General features: G+C 37.8%; 25 protein-coding genes. 9 read left to right on the top strand and 16 right to left on the bottom strand.

Annotated elements, in window-relative coordinates; translation table 11 throughout:
• The first annotated feature begins 12 nt into the window (after positions 1-12).
• Positions 13-582: a hypothetical protein gene (locus tag F598_RS0102600; RefSeq protein WP_019037462.1), complete on the top strand. Its 570-nt coding sequence runs from the start codon at positions 13-15 to the stop codon at positions 580-582.
• Positions 579-1,940: a DUF5723 family protein gene (locus F598_RS0102605; RefSeq protein WP_019037463.1), complete on the top strand. Its 1,362-nt coding sequence runs from the start codon at positions 579-581 to the stop codon at positions 1,938-1,940. The genes F598_RS0102600 and F598_RS0102605 overlap by 4 nt, the downstream gene beginning before the upstream one ends.
• A 27-nt stretch (positions 1,941-1,967) precedes the next feature.
• Here the strand turns inward: F598_RS0102605 and F598_RS0102610 are convergent, their stop codons facing one another.
• The 6 genes from F598_RS0102610 to uvrC form a co-directional block, all read right to left on the bottom strand.
• Complete coding sequence (locus F598_RS0102610; RefSeq protein WP_019037464.1) at positions 1,968-2,456, bottom strand: UpxY family transcription antiterminator; 489 nt, start codon at positions 2,454-2,456, stop codon at positions 1,968-1,970.
• Between the two features lie 21 nt (positions 2,457-2,477).
• Positions 2,478-3,245: a DUF3108 domain-containing protein gene (locus tag F598_RS0102615; RefSeq protein WP_019037465.1), complete on the bottom strand. Its 768-nt coding sequence runs from the start codon at positions 3,243-3,245 to the stop codon at positions 2,478-2,480.
• A 144-nt stretch (positions 3,246-3,389) separates the two neighbouring features.
• Positions 3,390-4,529 carry a 4-hydroxyphenylpyruvate dioxygenase gene (hppD, locus tag F598_RS0102620; protein WP_019037466.1) on the bottom strand — a complete coding sequence of 380 codons (1,140 nt, stop codon included), beginning with the start codon at positions 4,527-4,529 and terminating at the stop codon, positions 3,390-3,392.
• Positions 4,530-4,735: 206 nt separating this feature from the next.
• On the bottom strand, positions 4,736-5,902 hold the full coding sequence (locus tag F598_RS0102625; protein WP_019037467.1) for a homogentisate 1,2-dioxygenase: 1,167 nt from the start codon (positions 5,900-5,902) through the stop codon (positions 4,736-4,738).
• A 173-nt stretch (positions 5,903-6,075) separates the two neighbouring features.
• Positions 6,076-8,319: a patatin-like phospholipase family protein gene (locus F598_RS0102630; protein WP_019037468.1), complete on the bottom strand. Its 2,244-nt coding sequence runs from the start codon at positions 8,317-8,319 to the stop codon at positions 6,076-6,078.
• On the bottom strand, positions 8,309-10,111 hold the full coding sequence (gene uvrC / locus F598_RS0102635; protein ID WP_019037469.1) for an excinuclease ABC subunit UvrC: 1,803 nt from the start codon (positions 10,109-10,111) through the stop codon (positions 8,309-8,311). Before uvrC ends, F598_RS0102630 begins: the two co-directional genes overlap by 11 nt.
• 144 nt (positions 10,112-10,255) lie before the next feature.
• On the opposite strand from uvrC, the gene F598_RS15790 reads away from it, so the two are divergent.
• Positions 10,256-10,609, top strand: a complete 354-nt coding sequence (locus F598_RS15790; protein ID WP_211209317.1) for an SdpI family protein — start codon at positions 10,256-10,258, stop codon at positions 10,607-10,609.
• On the opposite strand, the gene F598_RS0102640 is transcribed toward F598_RS15790, so the two are convergent.
• Complete coding sequence (locus F598_RS0102640; RefSeq protein WP_019037470.1) at positions 10,566-10,793, bottom strand: GIY-YIG nuclease family protein; 228 nt, start codon at positions 10,791-10,793, stop codon at positions 10,566-10,568. The two genes, F598_RS15790 and F598_RS0102640, sit on opposite strands and share 44 nt — an antisense overlap.
• A 467-nt stretch (positions 10,794-11,260) precedes the next feature.
• Here F598_RS0102640 and F598_RS0102645 point away from each other — a divergent pair, with 467 nt between their 5' ends.
• The 3 genes from F598_RS0102645 to F598_RS0102655 all read left to right on the top strand — a co-directional run bounded on the left by F598_RS0102645 (position 11,261) and on the right by F598_RS0102655 (position 13,556).
• The gene (locus tag F598_RS0102645; RefSeq protein WP_019037471.1) at positions 11,261-11,674 is read left to right on the top strand and encodes a hypothetical protein; all 414 of its coding nucleotides are present in this window, start codon (positions 11,261-11,263) and stop codon (positions 11,672-11,674) included.
• 187 nt (positions 11,675-11,861) lie between these two features.
• Positions 11,862-12,164 (top strand): DUF3784 domain-containing protein, encoded by a 303-nt coding sequence (locus tag F598_RS0102650; RefSeq protein ID WP_026302475.1) that lies wholly within the window; start codon positions 11,862-11,864, stop codon positions 12,162-12,164.
• A 24-nt stretch (positions 12,165-12,188) separates the two neighbouring features.
• Positions 12,189-13,556: an alpha/beta hydrolase family protein gene (locus F598_RS0102655; RefSeq protein ID WP_026302476.1), complete on the top strand. Its 1,368-nt coding sequence runs from the start codon at positions 12,189-12,191 to the stop codon at positions 13,554-13,556.
• 122 nt (positions 13,557-13,678) lie between these two features.
• Here F598_RS0102655 and alr read toward each other — a convergent pair whose 3' ends face one another.
• Positions 13,679-14,782, bottom strand: a complete 1,104-nt coding sequence (alr, locus tag F598_RS0102660) for an alanine racemase (protein ID WP_019037474.1) — start codon at positions 14,780-14,782, stop codon at positions 13,679-13,681.
• The gene (locus F598_RS0102665) at positions 14,782-15,423 is read right to left on the bottom strand and encodes a thymidine kinase (protein WP_019037475.1); all 642 of its coding nucleotides are present in this window, start codon (positions 15,421-15,423) and stop codon (positions 14,782-14,784) included. The genes alr and F598_RS0102665 overlap by 1 nt, the downstream gene beginning before the upstream one ends.
• A 99-nt stretch (positions 15,424-15,522) precedes the next feature.
• Between F598_RS0102665 and F598_RS0102670 the strand changes: the two genes are divergently transcribed.
• The gene (locus F598_RS0102670) at positions 15,523-16,449 is read left to right on the top strand and encodes a hypothetical protein (protein ID WP_019037476.1); all 927 of its coding nucleotides are present in this window, start codon (positions 15,523-15,525) and stop codon (positions 16,447-16,449) included.
• Positions 16,449-17,129: a 16S rRNA (cytidine(1402)-2'-O)-methyltransferase gene (gene rsmI, locus F598_RS0102675; RefSeq protein ID WP_019037477.1), complete on the top strand. Its 681-nt coding sequence runs from the start codon at positions 16,449-16,451 to the stop codon at positions 17,127-17,129. Before F598_RS0102670 ends, rsmI begins: the two co-directional genes overlap by 1 nt.
• 49 nt (positions 17,130-17,178) lie before the next feature.
• On the opposite strand, the gene pyk is transcribed toward rsmI, so the two are convergent.
• The 5 genes from pyk to F598_RS0102700 all read right to left on the bottom strand — a co-directional run bounded on the left by pyk (position 17,179) and on the right by F598_RS0102700 (position 21,484).
• Complete coding sequence (gene pyk, locus F598_RS0102680) at positions 17,179-18,609, bottom strand: pyruvate kinase (protein ID WP_019037478.1); 1,431 nt, start codon at positions 18,607-18,609, stop codon at positions 17,179-17,181.
• Complete coding sequence (locus tag F598_RS0102685) at positions 18,609-19,088, bottom strand: IPExxxVDY family protein (protein WP_026302477.1); 480 nt, start codon at positions 19,086-19,088, stop codon at positions 18,609-18,611. The genes pyk and F598_RS0102685 overlap by 1 nt, the downstream gene beginning before the upstream one ends.
• A gap of 140 nt (positions 19,089-19,228) precedes the next feature.
• On the bottom strand, positions 19,229-19,966 hold the full coding sequence (rnc, locus tag F598_RS0102690) for a ribonuclease III (protein ID WP_019037480.1): 738 nt from the start codon (positions 19,964-19,966) through the stop codon (positions 19,229-19,231).
• Between the two features lie 14 nt (positions 19,967-19,980).
• Positions 19,981-21,234 (bottom strand): beta-ketoacyl-ACP synthase II, encoded by a 1,254-nt coding sequence (gene fabF, locus F598_RS0102695; RefSeq protein ID WP_019037481.1) that lies wholly within the window; start codon positions 21,232-21,234, stop codon positions 19,981-19,983.
• Positions 21,235-21,247: 13 nt separating this feature from the next.
• Entirely contained in the window at positions 21,248-21,484 is a 237-nt protein-coding gene (locus tag F598_RS0102700; protein WP_019037482.1) for an acyl carrier protein, read from the bottom strand.
• Between the two features lie 154 nt (positions 21,485-21,638).
• On the opposite strand from F598_RS0102700, the gene purN reads away from it, so the two are divergent.
• Positions 21,639-22,226 carry a phosphoribosylglycinamide formyltransferase gene (gene purN / locus F598_RS0102705; protein ID WP_019037483.1) on the top strand — a complete coding sequence of 196 codons (588 nt, stop codon included), beginning with the start codon at positions 21,639-21,641 and terminating at the stop codon, positions 22,224-22,226.
• A 95-nt stretch (positions 22,227-22,321) separates the two neighbouring features.
• Here the strand turns inward: purN and F598_RS0102710 are convergent, their stop codons facing one another.
• Together F598_RS0102710 and F598_RS15420 are read right to left on the bottom strand one after the other, a co-directional pair.
• Positions 22,322-23,458, bottom strand: a complete 1,137-nt coding sequence (locus F598_RS0102710; RefSeq protein ID WP_019037484.1) for an amidohydrolase family protein — start codon at positions 23,456-23,458, stop codon at positions 22,322-22,324.
• A 40-nt stretch (positions 23,459-23,498) separates the two neighbouring features.
• The gene (locus F598_RS15420; protein WP_019037485.1) at positions 23,499-24,113 is read right to left on the bottom strand and encodes a 2TM domain-containing protein; all 615 of its coding nucleotides are present in this window, start codon (positions 24,111-24,113) and stop codon (positions 23,499-23,501) included.
• Between the last annotated feature and the right edge of the window lie 79 nt (positions 24,114-24,192).

Genomic DNA, 24,192 nt, shown 5'->3' on the forward strand with positions numbered 1-24,192 from the left:
TTTTTTAAGACGATGAATGTATATAGTTTTTATTTGAAAGACAAACTGGTAATGCTTCTTTTGGGCGTCATCTCAATCACATACCTAGGTTGCACAGACGATAGGGATTTTGATACTGATGACTTTGAGTTGAATCCAATCTTCGAACTCAATGTGTTCGAAGCAGAATACAGCGCTGGCTTAATCAATACGGGCAACGATTCTATCCCTGTTCAAAATTCTATAAGAGATTTTATCGATGTTGATTTTCTCAACGAAGAATTCAATGTTGATAATTTAGTGGAACTAGAGTTCAAATTTTTGGCAGAGAATAGTATCAACAGAAGGCAAACCATAGATTTTGTCTTTTTTGATGTCAATAATATAGAAACCTTTAGGGTAACTGAACCCATTCCTGCTGGATCGGTAGATAACCCGACTATCAAAACATTTTCTGTAGCCTTAACCCCTCAGGAACTTGAAACCATAACAACGAGTATTAGAGCTGAGTTTCTCGTTAATCAACCTGCTTCCAACTCCAATTCTGGGCGACTACGCATGGAATGTGTTGTGGAGGGGAGCTATGAATTTGCAGGAGAATGAGGTATTACCTATTGATATTTTGCTTGATTAGTTTGAGCCTGGTTTCTGCGCAGGACAAGCACCTATTGTATAATCAACTCCATAACCCGCAGTCTTTAATGCTCAATCCTGGAGCAGACTACGAGCAGACCACTTTTCACGTAAGTATTCCTGTGCTATCCAATATCTATGCTTCAGCAGGTAATTCAGTTTTGAATGTAGATAATCTGTTTAACGCTACCAATTTCAATACTAATGTGGCCTCAGCTTTAGACCGAATTTCTTCTAAAGATGTTGTAGCTTTTAATCAGAAATTGGATCTCATTAATATTGGCTTCAAACATAAAAACAGGTATTATACCGCAGGCGTGTATCAGGAGAGTGACGGTGTGCTCAATTTCCCAAAAGATCTAATGGAGCTGGCTTATTTTGGCAATGCTGGTCAGGATAGAAGTTACGACATAGGTGAAATTAATTTTAGAGCAAATCTACAAACGGTTTTTCATTTGGGAGTCAACCAGAAAATGAACGATAAGCTGAGGTTGGGGGTAAGAGGAAAGCTTTATACTTCTAGCGTGAATATTAGATCGGTAAGAAACTCAGGTCAATTCAATACTGGCCCTGGAGATAGTGGTATTCTTTTGGAACAGAGCATTAGTAACCTTAACCTCAGTTTCGACAGTACTGGCCTCGAAAATGGAGACGAACTTTCCCCTGGAAACATCCTCATTGGATCCAATTATGGCTTAGGTCTGGACTTTGGTTTGTCTTATGATTTGAATAGGAGATGGGAGTTGACGGCCAGCCTATTAGACCTTGGGTTTATTTATTTTTCTAAAAACACCAGAAGAGACGCATCACGAGGATTCTTTGAATATGATGGACTTCCCATCCAATTCCCAGAATTCTCTCAGGGTGATGATCTGATTACCTATTACCAAAACTTAGGGGATGAAATAGAGCAGAACTTACCTACAGAAACCACTTCAGGGGCTTATACCTATGTTCAACCTGCTAAACTCAATTTGGGGTTGAGCTATAATTTTGGGGGAGAGGCCAATCGATGTGATTGCAGATTAAAACCCGCAGGGAAACGTGAGGGTAATCAAACACTAAGCTTTCACGCGTTTACCATGGTAAGTGCAGGAAATTTATTTTATAGCTTGAAGACCATGTACGAGCGAAGCTTCTGGAAAACAGTTTACGCAAAGGTGAGCTTTGGTATAGACCAATTTAATCAGCCTAATTTTGGAGGTGGTCTCGCGATTAATGCAGGGCCAGTGAACCTATTTGCTAACGTGAATCGTCTTAATCACTTTAGCAACATCTATAATGCTGAAGCTTTAGCTTATCAGTTTGGAATGAATCTGAAATTTTAGCAAGTCCCTATCTGGAAAAAGAATGAGTTAAGCTTTAGTCCTTTTGAATTTTACGAGGTAGCCCAGGTGTTTTAAAATAATCCAGCATTCGCGTTGATTTACAAATTTCACGGTACCTTCTACCTGTTCAAACCCTAACTTGGTCATGTCTAAAGTCTCGCCAGGTTTCAGTTTTTCAAGCCCATGTTTTTCGAAGGTTGTATCTTCTGCCATAGAGATAAGTCCTTCTACTTCTTTGGTGCTTACAGTTGCAGGGCGTCCTAACCAGTATAAATACCTTAAGGCCTGTTTTCTGTTAAATACACGGTCTCTTTCTGTCTCTTCAAGTCGAACTAAAATCATGGAGGGGAGAAGAGGGGTTTCTACCTTTTTCTTCCTATCACTCCACTGTTTGTATTGAATTTGAACCGGGCAATAGGCTTCAATTCCGTCTCGGATAAGCAGTTCTGCAAGTTTTTTTTCTGATCTTGGTTTGGTGAATAAGACAAACCAATCTTTAGATGAGGTAGTGCTCATAGTGATTGAAAGCTCTAGTCGTTAATCCATCAAAATCTTAAAGCTGTGCTTGAGACCTTCGTAATGGTCAAGCTCTGCGGTAAGCGAACCTACGGCAAGTTCAGCTTCAATCTTGACCGGAATTTTATTTTGATCTGCACTGACCCAAAATGTAAGGCTCTCACTCTCTTCAAAAACACGATCGGCCACGACGTAAGGTCTTATTTTTATGCATCTGACCTTCCCAAACTTAGTTTCAATGGTTTCAAAACCCAGAATCTTTGTCTTGAAGTCGTAATTTTCATCATCAAAGAACATGTTGATATTAAATTCCTGCCCTGCCCTTACAGTATTGACATCAATAGTATTCCTCAGCTTATAAAGAGCCGATAACATGTCTTGTGTATTTGGCTTAAAGTAAAAACTATTTTCTGTATCATGCTTAAAATCAAGAACCCTTACCTGCTGAGTATTATGATTAAAAAACAATTCTTTGTGTTTTTTATATCCTCCTTCATTGATGTCTCTAATGAATTTAACGGGCAAGCCTTCGTCTTTGGTAATATAACTCTCGTAACGATCCCTCACCTTGAAGAAAAAATCCAGTAAGCCTACACTCTTTCCAACGCCTACGATATGAAAAACTTGCTCTTCCTGATAGGATGTCTTTTTAATTTCTAAACTTGCTTTACTGGTATTGAACCAACCGTATTTAATTCTAAAACTAAGTTTTTCTCCTTCCTGATATGAGGATTGACTATAAGCTGCAAGGCTTAAGCTAAAAATCAAGAGGCTGAAGATGAGTTTCATGTAGATATAACGTTTGTCCAAATTTCAATATTATCAATTAACATGCCTTTATTTTATGAGGACTTTATCATAAAATATCAAATCATTAAAAGAGCTTCAACCTGGAGGCTAAAGCTCATGAAGTTATTTGTTTTTAATTTAGTCTTACAAGGTGCCACGCAGGGTTTGCTCGCGTTCTATGGCTTCAAACAAAGCTTTAAAATTTCCTTTTCCAAAAGACTGGGCTCCTTTACGCTGGATGATTTCAAAGAACATGGTGGGCCTGTCTAAAACAGGTTTAGTAAAGATTTGAAGTAAATAACCCTCATCATCACTATCGATCAAGATGCCTAATTCTTTCAAAGGAGCTAAATCTTCGTCGATTTCTCCAACCCTGTCTAGAACGGTGTCGTAGTAAGTTTCAGGGATATTCAAGAATTCCACTCCTCGCCGCTGAAGCTCACTTACCGTTTCGATAATATTATCTGTAGCAACAGCAATATGCTGTACTCCTGCACCATTATAAAAATCGATATATTCTTCAATCTGAGATTTCTTTTTCCCTTCTGCAGGCTCATTAATAGGAAATTTAATTCGTCCATTGCCATTACTCATCACTTTACTCATCAAGGCGGTGTATTCTGTAGAGATATCCTTATCGTCGAAAGAAAGCAGCTGGGCAAACCCCATGACCTCAGCATAAAAGTTCACCCATTTATTCATTTCATTCCAGCCAACGTTGCCTACCATATGGTCAATATATTTCAAACCAACATCTTCTGTTTGGTAGGGTTTTGTCCAGGCCTTATATCCTGGCAGAAAAGGTCCTGCGTAATCTTTCCGCTCAATGAACAAATGAATGGTTTCTCCATAGGTATGGATCCCAGAAATGACGGCCTTACCATTATCATCTTTTATGGTATAAGGCTCTGCGTAGGGCCTCGCCCCTCGCTTTACCGTTTCTTCGAAGCTTTTAGTAGCATCGTCCACCCACAAGGACACAAACTTAACTCCGTCTCCATGTTCGCTAATGTGTCTGTTGAGGTCTCCACCTTTACTCATCGGGCTGGTTAAAACCAAACGGATTTTACCTTGTTGCAACACATAAGAAGTCGTGTCTTTTTTACCAGTTTCTAGTCCGGCGTAAGCCACAGGTTGGAATCCCCAGGCGGTTTGGTAATAATAGGCGGCCTGCTTGGCATTACCGACGTAGAGCTCAACGAAATCGGTACCCAAAATGGGTAAAAAATCTTCTGCCTTAGGATTAACCTTAGGTAATTTTTGACTTGTGGTATCTGTGCTCATAATACTATATTTTTATTCTACTTACAGTTTGTGGCGATTCCCCGCAAATGCTTTGCGGGGTCAGGCTTTTTGTTTCAAGTTCCTTGGGCAAGCTTTGCAAGTCTATCGCCATGCTTCGGCTTCATGCTGTCGCCCAAGTCTGGAAAGACTTTGCAGTGCTTGCCCAAGTAAGCTTTCCACGACAATCCTTATCGCTGTCGGATTTATTAATGTTTATCTTCTAACCAGGATTTATGGTAGCTATCATCTGCAATAGCCATACCTTTCTTGGTTATTTTTAAAGGCTTAAAGGTATCCACCATTACAGCCAGTTCTTCAGTTTTAGTTTGTCCTATACTTCGCTCTACGGCTCCAGGATGAGGTCCGTGAGGAATACCAGCCGGATGTAAAGATATATGCCCTGCTTCTATGTCGTTTCTACTCATAAAATCGCCGTCTACATAATACAACACCTCATCGCTATCAATATTGCTATGATTGTAGGGAGCAGGAATACTTTCAGGATGATAATCAAATAGCCGAGGGCAGAAGGAACACACCACAAAAGCATCGGTTTCAAAGGTTTGATGCACTGGTGGGGGCTGGTGTACTCGACCTGTGATGGGTTCAAAATCATGTATGGAAAATGCATAAGGATAATTATACCCATCATAACCTACAACATCAAAAGGATGAGTGGCATAGACCATATCAAACAACTGATTCTCTTTCTTCACCTTGATTAAGAAATCTCCTGTTTCATCATTGGTCTCTAATTCATAAGGTTGCCTTAAGTCTCGCTCACAGAATGGGGCATGTTCCAGCAATTGTCCAAAATGATTTCTGTAGCGCTTTGGGGTGTAAATCGGTCGGCGTGATTCCACGATAAATAAACGATTATCTTCGGTGTCGAAGTCCATTTTATAAATCACACCTCTAGGGATCAAGAGGTAATCTCCGTATTCAAAATCCAAATTCCCGAGATGGGTTCTCAACTTGCCTTTCCCTTTGTGAATGAATAATAATTCGTCGGCATCCGCATTTTTGTAGAAATACTCCTTTGAGGATTCAGTCGGTGCAGCTAGAATAATACTCACATCAGCATTATGTAAGACCGTAGTTCTGCTCTCCAGGTAATCGGGTTGAGGAATAGTTTTAAACCCATGAAATTTATAAGACTTCAAATTGGTGTTTACCGCAATTTGAGGAGTTACATCTTTATGACCTAAGATCTCTTTCACCTGAGTAGGGTGGTGCTCGTGATAACTGTTGGTTGACATCCCGTCAAATCCAATGGTTCCAAATAATTGTTCGCGATATAACGTACCATCAGGTTTTTTAAAGATGGTATGTCTTTTATGCGGAATCTTGCCAAGTTTATGGTAGAAAGGCATTTTTAAGGGTTTATTCAAATATCGTGAAAATAGATGTATTTTGAAATATTGAGGGCAACTATCTCAACATTTGTTAAGGAAAATTATATCCAGGTATCTTATAAACCTTGTAAGACTAAAGCCTGTGTGGTCCGATTGGAGGTAGCCATCAGTCATTTATCACGAAGCACGTTTTAAAACCAGTACCCGATAGAGATATACCATATACTTTCACTGGTTTCTGGAGAATAGGAATATTTAAGGTCAACGGGACCTAAAATGGTCTGCGAGCCTAAACCGATTCCGTAACCCGAAAAATCGGGAGTGCTTAACCAATTTCCAGTAGAAAGCAAATCATCCTCAACGTTGGCATAATTTGCGGTAAGGATCAGGTGATTTTTTTTATAAAAATTATAGTCTAACTGTAAAATCCCTTTAATATAAGAATCAGCTGAGAGCGTGAAGAAATCATAGCCTAGAAAATGTCTAAAGTTGTTGATGGTTTGATTTCCAAAACCACCCAAGAAAAAATTGAGACCAGGAATGTTTTCATTTCCAGTAGTAAAGCCGAGCTCAGAGCCTATGTAGCCAGATAGTTTTTTGGTTATAGGATGCGCATAGCCAACTTCACCTTTGGCGATGGCAAACTCTGTATAATCGTCAAAAACAGGAAAATAAATATTCATATGTCCGCTAAAAAAATAACCTGATGTAGGGTAAAATCTATCATTCATGGTATCAATTCTTAAATAACCATAAGTGCTAAAAAGATCATTCTCCTGGATGATGGTTTCTGCTTCATCCACTTCAGGATCTTCGATAAAGGTTTCAGTTGTAGCTTCGAGATGTTTATACTCTGCCCCTAAGCCAAATTTGAAATCCTGGGTTAAAAACGTTTCTACGTAAACTTGGTTGGTGAAATCTTCATTTTTCAATCTCAGCTGGTTGAGGTTCAGGGTGTCCTGCGACCCTATGGTTTGTTGAAGAGATTCAAAATTAATATCATCTTCAAATTGATTGTACCTGGACATGATTCCAATGCTCCAGTATCTCCCCTTGTCGATGTAATAATTGAAATTGTACCTCAGGTTATCCCCAATAATCAAGTCTAAAGAGGCTAAATCATTTCTTAAGAAAAGGCTTTTCTGAGTAAAATTGGTAAGAAAACTTGTTTTATAGAGTTGATCATAATGTACTCCAAACTTTAATTGAGTGTTTTGATTACTTTCATATAATCTCAAGGTAAGATCCTGGAAATCTCCATTTTCTGTGAGATCATAATTTATTTTTTCAAAATTTCCTGTAGCTGATAAATTATTGAGTCCTGCGTTAAGGCGATTAAAACTTGTTTTTTCAAAGGTTTTCAATTTGAGTTTACCTGTAACAAAATTTCTTGGGAAATTCGTGTTACCAAGAATATTGATATTACCAATGTTGATACTATCTTGAACTTGGACTGCAAAAGCGGACCTTATTTGGTTTTGATAGGACGCCATCTTTTTTAAAACCTTAAGCTTGTCTTTACCAGCCTTTAGGCCGTTTTTGATAATTATCTCACCCTCATCAAAAGATAAAACGCTGAAGTCTTCGATATCTGGCTTGATGTAAATATCGGTTTTAAGCTTTTTTTCTCCAGCTGCTGCTATGGTTCTAAAATTATTGACCTGTGTAAGGATGTCAAACCCACTTACCAGTTCTTCTCTGTCTCTCAAGTCATCCTGTACATCCACGCCAATAACGATATCCATTCCTTTAGCTCTTACTTCTTCTACAGGGAAATTATTCACCACTCCGCCATCGGTCAGCATCATACCATTAATGTAAACCGGGCTGAATAAGGTTGGGATAGCGCCGCTGGCAGTCAATGAAGTTGCCAGATCTCCTTTTTCAAGCTGTACGACTTCGCCAGTTTCCACATTGGTAGCCATGCAGAAGAAGGGAATGGGGAGTTTGGAAAAGTCTTCTTCTTTTATATGAGATAGTAGCTGTGCGTATAAGTTGTAAATATTCTGCCCTTTAGAAATACCAGAGGGAAAACGAATTTGAAAATTATCAAAGGGAAGTTTTAGAGCATAACGATCGGAGTCTCGTCTTTCGTTAAAGCTTTTTGCTCCTCTAGGGAGATTATCCTGAATTAAATTTGAAAAATCTGTAGTATTAAAAATAGAGTCGAGTTGCTGAGTGGTATATCCCGAGGCGTATAAACCACCAACGATAGCACCCATACTCGTACCACCGATGTAATCAATTCTGAGACCAACTTCCTCAATCACTTTTAAGACGCCAATATGAGCAAGTCCTTTGGCGCCTCCGCCGCTTAAGACTAGACCTACTTTAATGTCCTGTCCCGATCTTTGTAAGCTATCCAGCTTATTAAGATCCAGACGCTGTCCCCATACAAAAACAGGTATAAGTAAAAAAATGAGGTTAAGCTTCATCTTGTTTGTGGTAATGAGAGTATATCAGGTTGGCCTTGGAAATTCCAATCACCTCCTCTAAGTCCTTGAGCTTGGCTTGTTTCACTTTAGTAATGGATCTAAAATGCTGTAGTAACTCTATTGAGGTTTTCTCACCAATTCCTGTAATCTCTTCCAGTTCTGTACCAATGGCACTTTTACTTCGCTTATTTCTATGAAAGGTGATTCCAAAGCGGTGGGCTTCATTTCTGAGCTGCTGAATAATTTTTAAAGTTTCGGTTTTCTTATCCAGATACAGCGGATATTTATCACCTGGATAAAATAATTCTTCCAGTCGCTTAGCGATGCCAATTATGGGGACCTTACCTCTTAAGCCTAAACGCTCCAAAGCTTTCACTCCAGAAGATAGCTGTCCCTTCCCGCCATCTACAATGACCAGCTGCGGCAACGGCTCATCTTCTTCCAGCAACCGCCTGTAGCGGCGATACACTACTTCTTCCATGGAGGCAAAATCATCGGGTCCTTCTACAGTTTTAATATTAAACTTACGATAATCCTTCTTACTAGGTTTACCGTTTTTAAAAACAACGCAGGCAGCAACAGGATTGGAGCCTTGTATGTTGGAGTTGTCAAAACATTCTATATGGCGAGGCTCTTCACTAAGTCTCAAATCTTCTTTCATTTGAGCCATCAGTCGGTTGGTGTGCCGATCTGGGTCTACGATTTTCATTTGCTTAAACCGCTCCATGCGGAAATACTTAGCATTTCGCGTCGAAAGGTCTACAATCGCTTTTTTATCTCCTAGTTTAGGAACTGTAACTTTTACGTTTTCTCCAGCTTCCACTTCAAAAGGAACGTAAATTTCTGGAGAGTTAGACTCAAAGCGCTGTCGTATTTCGGTAATCCCGAGTTCCAAAAGTTCAGCATCGCTTTCGTCTAGCTTTTTCTTCATCTCAATAGTATGCGAACGGATAATTGCCCCATGAGACAACTGCATAAAATTGACGTATCCATAACCTTCATCACTTACAATTGAAAACACATCTACGTTGTTTATTTTGGGATTTACGACAGTAGATTTAGACTGGTATTTTTCTAAGGTATGAATCTTACGCTTAACTTTTTCAGCTTCCTCAAACCTCATCTCTGCTGCCAATTGATTCATTTGATCTTTAAAATCTTTTAAAGAATCTTTCAAATTTCCCTTTACGATGTTTCGGATGGCTTCAATCTGCTTGAGATACTCCTCTTCATCCTGAAGGTCTTCACAAGGACCTTTACAATTGCCCAAGTGGTATTCTAGGCAAACTTTATATTTGCCATTATCAATTTTAGCTTTGGACAGATCATAATTGCAGGTTCTGAGTTGATACAGTCCCTTGATTAGTCCTAAAAGTGTTTTGACTGTTCTAATGCTAGGATAGGGGCCATAATACTCACTGCCATCTTTGATGACCTGTCGTGTGAGAAACACTCGGGGAAAACGTTCATTCTTGATACAAAGCCAGGGGTAAGTTTTGTCATCCCTCAACATGATGTTGAACCTTGGCTGGTGTTTTTTTATAAGGTTATTCTCTAGCAGCAGCGCATCCATTTCAGAGTCAACGACGATATGCTTAATGTTCCTGATCTTTTTGACCATCACCCCAATACGGTGGCTGTCGTGTTGCTTATTGAAATAGGAGGAGACCCTTTTTTTTAGATTTTTAGCCTTCCCCACATACAAAATCCTGTCGTCCTTATCGTAATACTGATAAACTCCAGGTTGCTCTGGAAGGGTTTTCACTTGTATGTCGAGGTCTGTAGTTTTCATCTTGAATCCTACAAAGTTAAGAGATATGCTGGAAGTAAAATGACTTTTTTAAGGAAAGGAATTGCTAAATAAAAATAAAAACAAGTCCTTATAAGTTTAAGCTTAGTTTATCGAAAGGTGTTATATTTAATAAAATGGAAATCAGTGTCAGAAATTTATCAGTTACTAATCTTTAACCTTATAATTATAGGAGTACCGTTGCTTCTTTATTTCTATCCTCCAAAGGAGATTAATGCTATTTATGGGTATAGGACTAAAAGATCATCAAAGAATATCAACAATTGGAAATTCGCACAAAGCTATTTTTCAAAGCATTGGATTAAAGTACCAATCATCGTTATCCTCTCGCAGGTCATCATGGGATTAACCATGTACACAAGTAATTTTGATTTTCCAGTGATTCCAATTTTTTCTTTAGCAGAATTTCTAATTGGTTCTATGATATGTATTTATTCTACCGAGCTTGCACTAAAGAGGTACGAAAAGTCTGACTCCTGATCTTTTTGACCATCACCCCAATGCGGTGGCTGTCGTGTTGCTTATTGAAATAGGAGGAGACCCGTTTTTTTAAGTTTTTAGCTTTCCCCACATACAAAATCCTATCGTCCCTATCATAATACTGATACACCCCAGGTTGCTCTGGAAGGGTTTTCACTTGTATGTCGAGATCTGTAGTTTTCATAATTACTTCTCATACAAAGTTAACCCGAAAAAACCTCCAATTGAAACAAAGCTAGATAATATTCGGTGCAGTTAGTTTTGCTATGGATAAGCTTGAATAATCTTTTGTTGTATGTAATTAAAGGAAAATATCTGCTCAATAGTTTAAAAATCAAGTAATACTATAAAATGTTAAATTTTACCTTTTTACGGTTTTCCCATAAAATGTTTACGGTTAAACCGTAACCGAATAATAATTATTTGATTTAAATTTACCTAATAACATAAGATATTGCTATTGAAATAGTTATTCCCTTTACAAAAGAGAAAGCTCCTACATGTAGAAGCTTGTCCCGAAAAATGCATGAAGCATACATCCTTCTGCGTTTTACAAATGTATGTTTTTCATAAGATCTTAAACTTCAAATCTTGAAGTTTACGATAATCCATCACGATTTAAAACTGTTTAATTATCTAAAAATTTAAATTATGAAAACGTATAAATTTTTAAATCTACTATTATTTCTTTCCGTTTTTGTAATCTCTTGCAGTAAGTCTAACGAGGATGAAATTATTACAGATGTAGAGTCGAATTTTACAGAAGAGAGTTTTAGTATTTATGAAGAGTTATCTAGCTATTATCCTAAAGGAGATGTCGTGATGACCTTCTCTAAAACTGAAGAAGGACTTGAAACTGTTAAGTTTAGCCTAACTGGTGAATCTTTAAAAATGGCTCAGTTGGGACAATTTGCTAAAACCGAATTCTCTAAATCAGGAGACGAATGTAGTGGTCCTATGTCCTGCGGCAGATTAATAAAAGATTGCCTAAATAATGGCCAAGATGCTTTAATTTCTAATGGTACTCGTGCTACATATTGTGTGACCTGTAAAGACCCGCAGTAGTATTTAAATTTTATTGCTGCGATAACATTCCATGTCCTCATTTTTTTGGCATTTGGTATTTTTACATTTGCATTAACAATGATTGGAGCTCTGATTTTATATTTATATCCAATTCATAAAAATTTAAATTTATCACGAGGCCAGATAATATAAAGTTGAAATTAAATCAATTATTATATAACTAGTTATGATTACAGTTCCAATTATATTCGTTCTCATAGGTATTTTAGTAAAGTATGGAAAAATGTATTTCTTAATTGCAGGCTACAATACCATGACTCAAGAAGAAAAGGGTAAGTATGACATCGAAGGCATTGCCACTTTAATGAAGAATGTCATGTTTGGAATGGCTTTCGTTGTCATCATCGGGCTGTTGACCTCCTATTGGACAGCAAACTCCGACTATGAGTTTTACGCTTTAGGTCTAGCTCTTGTAATTGGTATTCCTTATTTATTGATCATGTCAAACTCAGATCGATATAAAATCTAAAATCTCTAATTAATCCATTCTAAAATGAAATATCACTTCATCCTATTTTTAATGACCACATTTTCAATTTCCCTATTTGCTCAGGATATCACGGGAAACTGGACAGGAATGTTAACGGGTTCAAAGGGATCCATAGAAATTAACTTTTCAATTTTTAAAAAACAAAATACCTTTGAATCATCAATAGATATCCCATTCAATGGGCTTTTTGATGTGAAGGCAGAGGAAACAACAGTAAAAGATTCTGTAATAGTTATGACCTTTCCAAAACTGAATTTGGTTTATAAGGGAAAAGTCAAAAATAAGTCTGAAATAAATGGTCATCTATTCAAAGGAGGCAATCCCATAGTGTTAGATCTTAAGCTTGGGGAAAAAGTTAAATTGCAAAGGCCTCAAGAACCTCTCCCTCCTTTTGATTATTATACTGAAAACGTAGCTTTCAAGAGTTCTGAGGGTCTCCAAATCAAGGGGACATTATCACTACCAAATAAGAAAGGTAAGTTTCCAGTGGTCATTATCATTAGCGGAAGTGGCCCTCATGATCGGGTTGGAAACATGTACGGCCACAAGCCATACTTAGTCATTGCAGATCATTTAACCAAAAATGGGATTGGTGTTTTAAGATATGATGAACGAGGTATTGGAGAATCGGAAGGTAATTTTGAAGCAGCAAAAATTTCTGAATTTTCTGAGGATGTGTCTTCTGCTATCTCATATCTGAAAACTAGAAAAAACATCAACAAAAAGAAAATTGGCTTAATAGGTCATAGCCTTGGTGGTATAGTAGGGTCAAAAGTAGCTTCAGAAAGAACCGATGTCAGTTTTCTGGTGCTGATGGCGGCACCTGGTCTTGATGGTGACGAAATGATGTTACTACAAAAAGCTGCGCTTGAGAGACAGATAGGAGCTAATGAAGCTCAAATAGAATTCGGACAAAAAATGATGAAAGGTACTTATGCCATAATTACTGAAACTAGCCTAGAAAAACAGGCTCTAAAGGATAGTTTAAATTCATTTTATATCAAAAATTATGGTCCCTTGATACCTGAAAACCAAAGAGAAGCTATAGTTAATCAGCTCGGAAGTTCTGAAATTGTAAGTTTGATTCGTTCCAAACCTTCAGAGTTTATTGAGAAAGTCAATTGTCCGGTCTTAGCTATCAATGGTAGTAAAGATTTGCAAGTCACTCCAAAGGAAAACTTGGAAGCTATTAAAACTAGTCTTAAAAAAAGCGGCAATACGGATTTTGAAATACTTGAATTTGATAACCTCAACCACTTATTTCAAGAAAGTGAAACAGGTTCTCTAAACGAATATGCTCAGCTAGAACAAACCATTTCTCCTGAAGTTTTGAAAAAAATGACAAGCTGGATTTTAGAACAAGTGGATTAAGACTATAGCGTATAATTAAAATATGGCATTAACTTATTTCATAGTGAGGCAGTATGTATTCAAAACCTGCATAGGGAAGTTCTCGAGTACACATTAAAAATTAAAATCATTACCGTTAAACCCTACACCACCAACCGTGTCACCCGTTGAGAAATTCTGGTGATGACCTCGTAAGGTATGGTTTGTTGCTCTCTATCAAAGTCGATGACGGTATGGTTTTTACCAAAAACTTCTACTTCGTCACCCTCCTTACAATCAATACCAGTAACATCCACCATAAGGGTGTCCATACAAACGTTGCCCACAATTGGAGCTTTGCTTCCATTGATTAAGACTTGTGCTTTACCGTTGCCAAACATTCTGGAAATCCCGTCGGCGTAGCCCAAGGGCAGCGTGGCTATTTGGGTGGGGCCTTCAGCTTTAAATTTGCGTTCGTAACCCACACTGTCTCCTTTTTGAATATTTCGCAACTGAGCAATGACTGTTTTTAAGCTAGCCACAGCCTTCAGCATTTTATGCTCGGTGGGGTTGTTACCATAACCATATAAAGCAATTCCTGCCCTTACCATGTCAAATTCTGCTTCTGTAAAATTCAGAATACCACTTGAGTTGCAGAGGTGACTATCAAAATCATAATCAAGATGGGTTTTGAAGAAGCTTCTGGCCTCTTTAAATTCAGAGATTTGAGTTTTAGTGAATTCCACTTCATCTTTATTACCTGAGGCCGCAAGATGTGAAAAGACTCCAGATACCTTAATCTTAGGCTCGGCCTCCAAATGCTTTACTACCGAGTCCAATTCTGACAGTTCAAAACCTAGTCGATTGAGACCCGTATTGATCTTAAGATGAACATCAAACTTGTTAACGTTATGCTGTTTTAATTCTGAACACAAGCCTTCCAGAAAGCGGTGGGTATATACACTAGGAGTGAGATGATAATCTATGAGATCTTTTAGCTCTTCTAATTGTGGATAGAAAACAAGTATGGGAACTTTGACACCAGCCTTTCTCAATCTTACTCCTTCTTCGATGTAGGCCACCGCCAGATGTTCTGCGCCAATATCGACCAGATGTTTACCGATAAGCACAGAATCGGTGCCGTAGGCAAAGGCTTTCACCACACCCATCATCTTAGTTGTTGGGCTTAAATAACTTTTCAGTAAATCAAAATTTGATTTTAAAGCACCGAGGTCAATTTCCAGACGGGTTTCAAGAACTTTGGACATTACTTAGCTTTTTTCTCTTGAGAAAATTCCTCGGGATCTTTCACGTCAATATGCTTTACTTTTTCTTTGAGCATGGCTTTAAAGTAGGCTGCTCTGCTTAGTGGCTCATATTCTTCAGTTTCTCCCAAAAGCACTAAATCTTCTTTGGGTGATTTTCTGAAACTATACTGAGCCAAATTTCCCGTACGGGTACACACGGCGTGTACTTTGGTAACATATTCTGCGGTAGCCATCAAATGAGGCATAGGTCCAAAAGGATTACCCTTAAAATCCATGTCGAGTCCGGCAACGATCACTCTCACGCCCCTGTTGGCTAGATCATTGCAAACGGAGATGATCTCATCATCAAAAAACTGGGCTTCATCAATACCCACCACATCACAACTATCTGCTAAAAGACGAATATTTGCCGCTGCAGGTACGGGTGTAGAACGAATTGAATTTTCATCGTGTGAGACCACTTCTTCGTCATCGTATCGACGGTCGATTTGAGGTTTGAAGATCTCTACTTTCTGTTTAGCAAACTTTGCTCGCTTCAACCGCCGGATCAATTCTTCTGTTTTTCCTGAAAACATACTTCCACAGATCACTTCGATCCATCCAAATTGCTCTTTGTGATTAACAGTGTTTTCGAGAAACATTTTGTAATTTAGGGCGTTAGTAATTAAATTCTTACTCGAAGAGAGTAGGGCTAAAATTAGCAAAATAATAGGGTCTTTAAAAAGAAAATCACAAAAGTTATGAAGAGAGTCCTGGAAGACGAATTGATAAGTCTTGCCGAACGAATTTTGAAATTGAAAAACAGAGCAGATATCCATCAATTGAAAAAGGAGACTGCGATTTTATATGAAAAATTAAGCATTTTAGCTTTCGCAGAATCTCACTTTGGCGGCTTAAAATCTGAAGTATCCAAAACTGAATTTAAGGACGCTTTTTCTGAACAATTCAGCGATATTGATGAAGAAAGTGGGCATTATAAGTCTCCAGATGGCATGGATTATAATCCTAATCCCATCTCTGAGCCTAATACTGAAAAGATAAAGGATATTGTTTCGCAAATGCCACCAGAGTCGGAGCAAGTAGACCTGCTTTTAGAGCAATTTGCAAAGCTAGCGCATCATTCCAGAACCAATCCAGACACTAAAGACGAGGAGTCATCGTCTGATTCAGAATTAAACAAAGAAGAACCTGGAACACAGAATTCACCTGCTGAAGACGATTTCAACAGTTACGGCGTGCATTTTGATGATCTTCCTAATTTTGAACCTAGGTCCGAAGAAAAGCAAGAGTCAAAGCCTGAAGAGCCACAAGAATCAAATTCGGGAGTATCTTCTTCTCCTCAAGAGCAAGATGCTCAACCCCCAAAACGTGAAGACTCTAGATCCAATTTAAACTCGGCGCATCAAGAGAAGCGCTCTTTAAACGACAAGCTCAAAAAGGGAATTAAAATTGGATTAAATGATAGGATTGCATTTACCAATCAACTTTTTGGAGGAAGTACAGATGATTACAATCGAGTTCTTTCTCAGCTAAATACAATGTCAAGTTATGAAGAAGCTCTGCGCTTTATCCAGCTTCAGGTCAAGCCAGATTATGGACACTGGGAAGGAAAGGAAGCGGTTGAAGAGCGATTTATGCAAATCGTTGAACGAAAATTTGATGCTTAATGGCAAAATTGTATATGGTGCCTACACCTATTGGTAATCTTTCAGATATGACCTACAGAGCGGTTGAGGTTTTGAAATCTGTTGATCTAATTCTGGCTGAAGACACACGTGTGAGTGGAATATTACTCAAGCATTACGAAGTTGAAACTCCTATGCAGAGTTACCATCAACACAACGAGCATAGCATGACCGATGCTATAGTTAGACAAATCAAAAACGGAAGAGCAACAGCTATTATTACCGATGCTGGAACACCTGGCATCTCTGATCCTGGGTTTCTACTTGCTAGAGCTTGCGTGTCCCAAGGTGTTGAAATAGTATGTTTGCCAGGGGCAACGGCCTTTGTACCTGCTTTGGTCAATAGTGGTTTACCCAATGATAAATTTGTTTTTGAAGGCTTCTTACCGGCAAAGAAGGGTCGTCAAAAAAGACTAAAAGCCTTAGCTGATGAAGATAGAACCATGGTGTTTTACGAGTCTCCCTATAAGCTTTTAAAAACGCTACAGCACTTGTCAGAATACTTTGGAGAAGATCGCCAGGTAAGCGTGTCTAGAGAGATTTCAAAACTCTATGAAGAGACGATTCGCGGATCTTTGGCGGAGGTTATCACTCTTTTTGAGGAGAAAAAACCCAAAGGGGAATTTGTCGTTGTTCTGGCAGGATCTGGCCTAAAAACATGAAAAAGCACTTCAATATTGAAGTGCTTTTTAAATAATCAATTTTTATTTTCTAACTGATTTCAGAAACTCTCAAGGTATTCACCATACCTTTATCTTCAATTGGCATCGCTGCCAAATTAATAGTGAAATCCCCTTTCTCAACGTATTTCATTTCTTTAGCAATAGAATTGATATCTTCTATAGTTTCATCGGTACTGCTAAATTTATCGTAATAAAACGCTCTGACGCCCCATAATAAACTAAGCTGAGTAAGAATTCTCTTATTTGAGGTAAATGCGAGGATGTGAGAATCCGGTCTCCATGCCGAAATCTGGAAAGCCGTGTACCCACTATTTGTTAATGTGCAAATAGCGGTAGCATCTATCTCGTTGGCCATTAAGGCGGCGTGATAACAAATAGATTTCGTTATATAACGCTTGGTTTGAATTTGAGGAGCTTCCTGTGGGACATTGATTAGTGGTGAATTTTCAACACTTTTTAAAATTTGAGCCATTTTTTGAATTACCTGTACTGGGTATTTTCCTACGGAGGTTTCTCCGGAAAGCATGACGGCGTCTGCTCCGTCCATAACCGAATTGGCTACGTCATTCACCTCTGCTCTCGTAGGTGTCAAGCTATCTATCATGGTTTCCATCATTTGTGTTGCAATAATTACTGGAATCCTCGCTTGTTTAGCTTTAAGAACTAGCTGCTTTTGAATTAATGGTACTTCATGGGCTGGTATTTCAACACCTAAATCTCCTCGAGCTACCATAAGTCCATCGCAATAAGCAATGATCTTATCGATGTTTCTGACGCCCTCAGGCTTTTCGATCTTAGAAATGATAGGGATTTTATGATCACTGTGTTTTTTAATGATCTTTTGCAATTGCTTAAGATCGCTGGCGAACCTTACAAAAGATAAAGCTATCCAGTCCACCTGAAGTTCACAGGCAAAGATGGCGTCCTTTACATCCTTTTCCGTAAGAGCAGGAAGAGAGATATTTGTGTTTGGTAAGTTTACCCCTTTTCTCGATTTTAAAGGACCTCCCTGAATGACTTTAGTCTTTACTTCAGACTTTTTATCAGTGGTCATCACCTCAAAAATCAGTTTACCATCGTCTAGTAAAATACGTTCTCCTGGCTTTACATCTTGAGGGAAGGTGTCGTAATTCATGTAAACCCTTTGCTTAGTGCCTTCAAATTCCTTACCTGTAGCGAAGGTGATTTCTTCTCCAGGTTCTACTACCACTTCGTCTTTCATGACCCCAACTCTTAGTTTAGGTCCTTGTAAATCTCCAAGTATTCCAGCATTATACCCGTATTCTTCATTAAGATCGCGAATCATTTTCACGCGCTCTTTCACTCCCTCATGGTCTGCATGAGAGAAGTTGATTCTAAAAATATTGACACCAGCCTCAAGCATATCTCTTAGAACTTCTTTTTTACTGGTGGCAGGGCCAAGTGTGGAAACTATTTTTGTTTTTTTAGTCGCTTTCATTAGTCTAATATTAAATGTTCTGGATGTTTAATAGCGTCTGTTTCTATGGTATAGGCCATTGAGATTTGACGCATTTTTACGAGCCTATCTATTATGAGTTTAGGATCGAAAATATTTAAATCGTCGTTAATTTTTAATAAGTAATCTACACGTTTATGGTCACTAAGCAAAAATTCTTGAGAAAGATAATCCTCTATTGCGAAGAGACTATTTCCAATGACTTTTTCTTCAACATTTACCTTATTACTAATAAGATACGATTTTGTATCCCAATCTTTATTGAAAAATTCAAAAATTGGAAAATGAATCGTTTTACCATTAATGATAAGCTCTAGGTCTGTATTGACTCTTTTAAAATTAGTTTCAAGAGCTAGGTTAATGAAGTAAGCAATTTTATGTGGTTCCTGCTGAGAATGTAGACCGATTAATTTAAAATCACAAAATTCAAAATCAGACAAACTAAATCTTCTTTTTTTCATCATGATAAATTAACCTTCGGTTTTATATCGAATTCTCAATACGAATCCATGTAAATATATGAAACAAAACAAGATGCATCAAACAAGATAGAGGTTTATCAAGGCTGACAACTTAAGAAATCGTTTTCGTGGAAAGAATTTTAAGGATGGATATGATTTTGGAAGCTAAAGTAAGCTCGTTGGGAGGCTTTTTCTTCTGCTCTTTTTTTGGAGGTTTCTCGAGCTTTACCAGAAATCTCGTCATTGATGATCAACTTTACAGCAAAATGTTTTTCTTCATCTTTTCCAATATCATCTTCAATAATGAACTCAAAACTGAATTTGTTTTTTTGGCACCACTCGATCATTAGGCTTTTATAGCTAACCACACGTTTCTCAAGCTTGGCTAGATCTACATCTTCCTGAATAACTTTCTTATAAATAAATTCTTCGCAAGCTTTAAAGCCTTTATCTACATATATGGCTCCAATTAAAGCTTCGAATAAATTTCCATTGATGTTTTTGCCAAGCTTTTCTGCTGGAATATCAGATTGGATAAGATCTGTAAGCTGAAATTTTTCTCCTAATAGATTAAGATTCTTTCTACTAACTATCTTGGACCTCATTTTGGTAAGGTAACCTTCGTCTCCGTGAGGTGCATTTTCAAACAGATAAGTCGATATGATAGCTCCTAGGATGGAATCCCCAAGAAACTCCAGCCGCTCGTAACTTATGATGTTCCCTTCCTCATTTTTAATTTTTAGAGAACAATGAGTAAAGGCTTGTTTATAAAGAGATAAGTTAGCAGGCTTAACCTTTACAATCTTCTGGATTTTTTTAAAAAAAATCCCGTCTCTATGAGAACGGGATTCATTAAGTATATAATTTAAAAATTTCATTCAAAAATAATAGGCTACTCATCCAAGCTTTTAAAAGCAACACATGCATTATGCCCGCCAAACCCAAAAGTATTGCTCATAGCCACTTTAATTTTCCGTTCTTGTGGCTTGTTCAATGTAAGGTTGAGTTCAGAATCTATATTCTCATCTGCGGTCTCATGATTGATCGTAGGCGGTACCAAGCTATGTTGCATCGCTAAAATAGAAGCTATAGCTTCTACAGCTCCTGCAGCGCCTAAAAGGTGACCCGTCATGGACTTGGTAGAATTGATGTTAATTGTTTTTGCGTGCTCTCCAAACACTTGTTTGATAGCTTTTAATTCTGCCACATCTCCTAAGGGCGTAGATGTGCCATGGGTATTTATGGTATCTACGTCTTCTGGATTTAACCCTGAGTTATGCAAGCAGTTTTTCATCACCGCCACAACACCTTTTCCTTCTGGATGTGGAGCCGTCATATGGTAAGCATCAGAGGACATTCCACCTCCAATAACTTCAGCATAAATTTTGGCACCTCTGGCCTTGGCATGTTCGTATTCCTCAAGAATAAGAGCACCTCCACCTTCTCCCAAAACAAAACCATCTCTATTAGCATCAAATGGTCGAGATGCTTTTTGTGGATCATCGTTTTTTGTAGAAAGTGCATGCATGGAATTAAATCCTCCCATACCAGCTTTGGTTACGGCTGCTTCACTACCGCCTGTCACTATGATATCACTGTAACCTAACCTGATATAGTTAAGAGCATCTATCATGGCGTTAGCAGATGAAGCACAGGCAGAAACTGTGGCATAGTTAGGACCCATAAACCCGTGCTTGATAGAAATATTACCGGGGGCAATATCAGCTATCATTTTGGGGATAAAAAATGGATTAAATCTAGGAGTGCCATCCCCTTTAGCGAAATCGATAACTTCGTTTTGAAAAGTTTCCAAACCTCCAATTCCTGCACCCCAAATCACACCAACACGATATTTATCAACAACATTAAGATCTATGCCAGAATCTAAAATAGCTTCATCTGAAGATACCAAAGCGTACTGAGCAAATCGATCTAGTCGTCTCACTTCTTTCCTGTCGAAGTAATCGTTGGCATTGAAATTTTTTATTTCACAAGCGAATTTAGTTTTGAATAGTTCTGTGTCAAAATAGGTGATAGGCGCTGCACCACTTTTACCGTGCTTTAATCCTTCCCAGTATTCTGAAATATTATTCCCAATGGGCGTAAGAGCGCCCATACCAGTAACAACAACTCGCTTTAATTCCATGAAATAAGACTATTTATTTTTTTGCTTCCTCAATGTAAGAAATAGCTTGACCAACTGTAGAGATGTTTTCTGCTTGATCATCTGGTATTTGAATATCAAATTCTTTCTCAAATTCCATGATAAGTTCTACTGTATCTAAAGAATCTGCTCCCAAATCGTTTGTAAAGCTAGCTTCTGTAACAACTTCGTTTTCGTCAACGCCCAACTTATCAACGATAATGGCTTTTACTCTTGATGCAATGTCTGACATGATTGTATTTTTTTATGTTTAAATTCAGTGCGCAAAAATATAAAACTTTAGTTTAAAACAAGTTTTAAAGCTGAAAATGTGCTTAAATTTACACAATAATATTTTATAAATTAGTTTTGAAATTGCTTAAATTTCATATTTAATATTGACTTTAATGAAAGATTCCAAATCAAACTCAAAGAAAAAAATCATCATATTTGCCTCCGGGAATGGCACCAACGCCATTAATATATACCATTACTTTAGAGATCATAAGGAAATTGAAGTTTCTCATGTTATTTCGAATAATAAAAAATCCAGGGTGCTGAGAAGAGCTCATGATTTGAAAATTAAGTGCATTCATTTTGATAAAGAAGATCTATACGAGACCAATGCCCTACTTGAGGTCATACAAGACATACAGCCGAATCTTATTGTTTTAGCAGGCTTTCTACTAAAAATACCTAGCTCCTTCTTAGCCGAATTCCCTAATAGAATTGTAAATATTCACCCTTCTCTTTTACCTAAATATGGAGGGGAGGGCATGTATGGAGAGCGAGTTTTCAAGAAAATTCTAAAGCACAGAGAAAAAGAAAGCGGCATTACTATACACTATGTTAATCAAAACTACGACGAAGGTGAGATCATAGCACAGTATAAAGTAGATTTAGAAGATAATGAGAATTTGAGCTCATTGGAAGATAAGATTCATGCCCTAGAATATGAGTACTATCCAAAAGTCATAGAACGTGTAATTGGATAAGTAATCCATTTTCTGTACAGATTGTTCTAAATAAGCTCTCGTGGTCAATTGATCATTATGGAGTTACTTTTCGAACCAATTGACATAGAATAAGGCTAGTCCACCTCCACTTGATCGCCAGCCTTCCAAATCATCTCAATATTAGAAATATCTTCAATATTCTCAGTAGGATCTCCATTTATAAGAAGGAGGTCTGCCTTGTAATTTTTTCTTATGTAACCCGCTTTTTTAAGTTCAAAAGCATCAGCTATGTTGGAGGTGGCTGTTTTTAAAATCTCAAGGTTAGATAAACCAGCTTCTTTAAATAAAAAGAGCTCCTCATATAGGTCTGTGCCGTAATTGATGCCTAGGTTAGGCGGATCTGTGCCTGCTAAAATTGGAATATCAGCCTGATGTAATTTTCTCACCTCTGATAAAAGTTGTTTTTTAGTCAAAAACTCTTTGCTGGCTTCTCCAATATTATCAAAAGCTTTGAGGGTCGTTAACAGGGTAGGGATGATAAAAAAGCGTTTAGTGTTCGATAAACGATTAAGGGTTTCTTCATCCACAGTCTTGTCCCACCAAATATGCACCAATCCATTTGCATTATTCTCTAAAACGTTGAGGCCATCCTCTAACCGACTGACGTGCACGACGGATTTTAGACCTTTATTATGAGCTTCTTTAATGATTTCCGCCACGGTCTCATGAGATAAGGTGTTCTTGTAAGGCTCTACAATAATTTTGATGTAATCTACTTCAGATTTCACTCGCCCTTCTACAAATTCTGCTGCGTCTTCGGGACCATCCAATGTAGGAACTGGGAAGCCAAACTGAGTGCCGTGACCTTCCGGAGCAGTGGCGGCATAACCTGCGACATAATAGCGTGCAAAATTGGTAGAATCCTTTAGTTTTTTCATACCCTGTTGGAAATTTTCAATGCCATGCATGTCCATGACATTAAGGACGCCAGCTTTAGCAGCCTGATTTAAAGATAATGGAGACCAGACGTGGACATGAGCATTAGATAGAGCTGGAATTAAGGTTTTACCACGACCATCAATGACCTGTGTACCCGCATCGACTTGGAGACCTTCGTCGATAGCTACTATTTTATCACCTTCAATTTTTACAGAAGTATTTTTTAAAACTTCCTCCCCATCAAAGATTTTTACATCTTTTATGATGAACGTATCCTGAGCTTTAAGTTGTATCCAAAAAAGGAATGAAATTGAGATGAGTAGGAATTTCATAAGCTTAAGGTTTTGTGGAACATTAACTTTCACTTCAAATTTAAACTTTATTTGAATTCACGAATTTAGAATCCATCAACTCCTTAATTTTTCGGTTTTCCCAGTCTTTATTAAAAAAAAGAGCGTCTCCAAATACTCCAAAAGCGTGCGAGACTAGTCCTATTCCCCAAAAGAAGGGAGTCGATAAAGCTGCAAAACTCAATAAGTCTATGTTTGTATTCCACACTATGGTTGTTACTATAAATGAATTCACGATGAGGTAAACTAAAAAGTGACTATAAAAACCTTTGATGCTATCTACCTTTTTTTTCGCTTCCTGGTAGGCCTGAGGCTGAACAGTTTTTTTCTCTAAACTAAGTTCCTCTCTATTCATAAACATTTTTAATTTTCTTTCTTCCCACTTTTTGCCAAAAATGAAATTTATATCATATGCAGCTAAGCCTTTAAAGAGCAATCCTAATCCCCAGCCGATGAGAGGAAACCAGAACCATTGAAAGTCTGTACCTGAAAACTTAAACCAGATATAGATGAGCCCTGCGTTCACCAACCCGTAAATCATGACACTGAAATAAAAGGATTTTAGGGTTTTTACCTTTTCCTTAGCTTCTTGATATGCTAATCCCGATTGTTTGTTTTCGATGTTTGAAGTTTTCATAGCTAATTATTTTTGTTATTATTGACTCAAATATCTCTACTTTAACCACCTTTCTGAAATCGAATCTGCTGAAGTGTTG

Source organism: Psychroflexus tropicus DSM 15496 (assembly GCF_000378765.1).
Classification (GTDB): Bacteria; Bacteroidota; Bacteroidia; order Flavobacteriales; family Flavobacteriaceae; genus Psychroflexus; species Psychroflexus tropicus.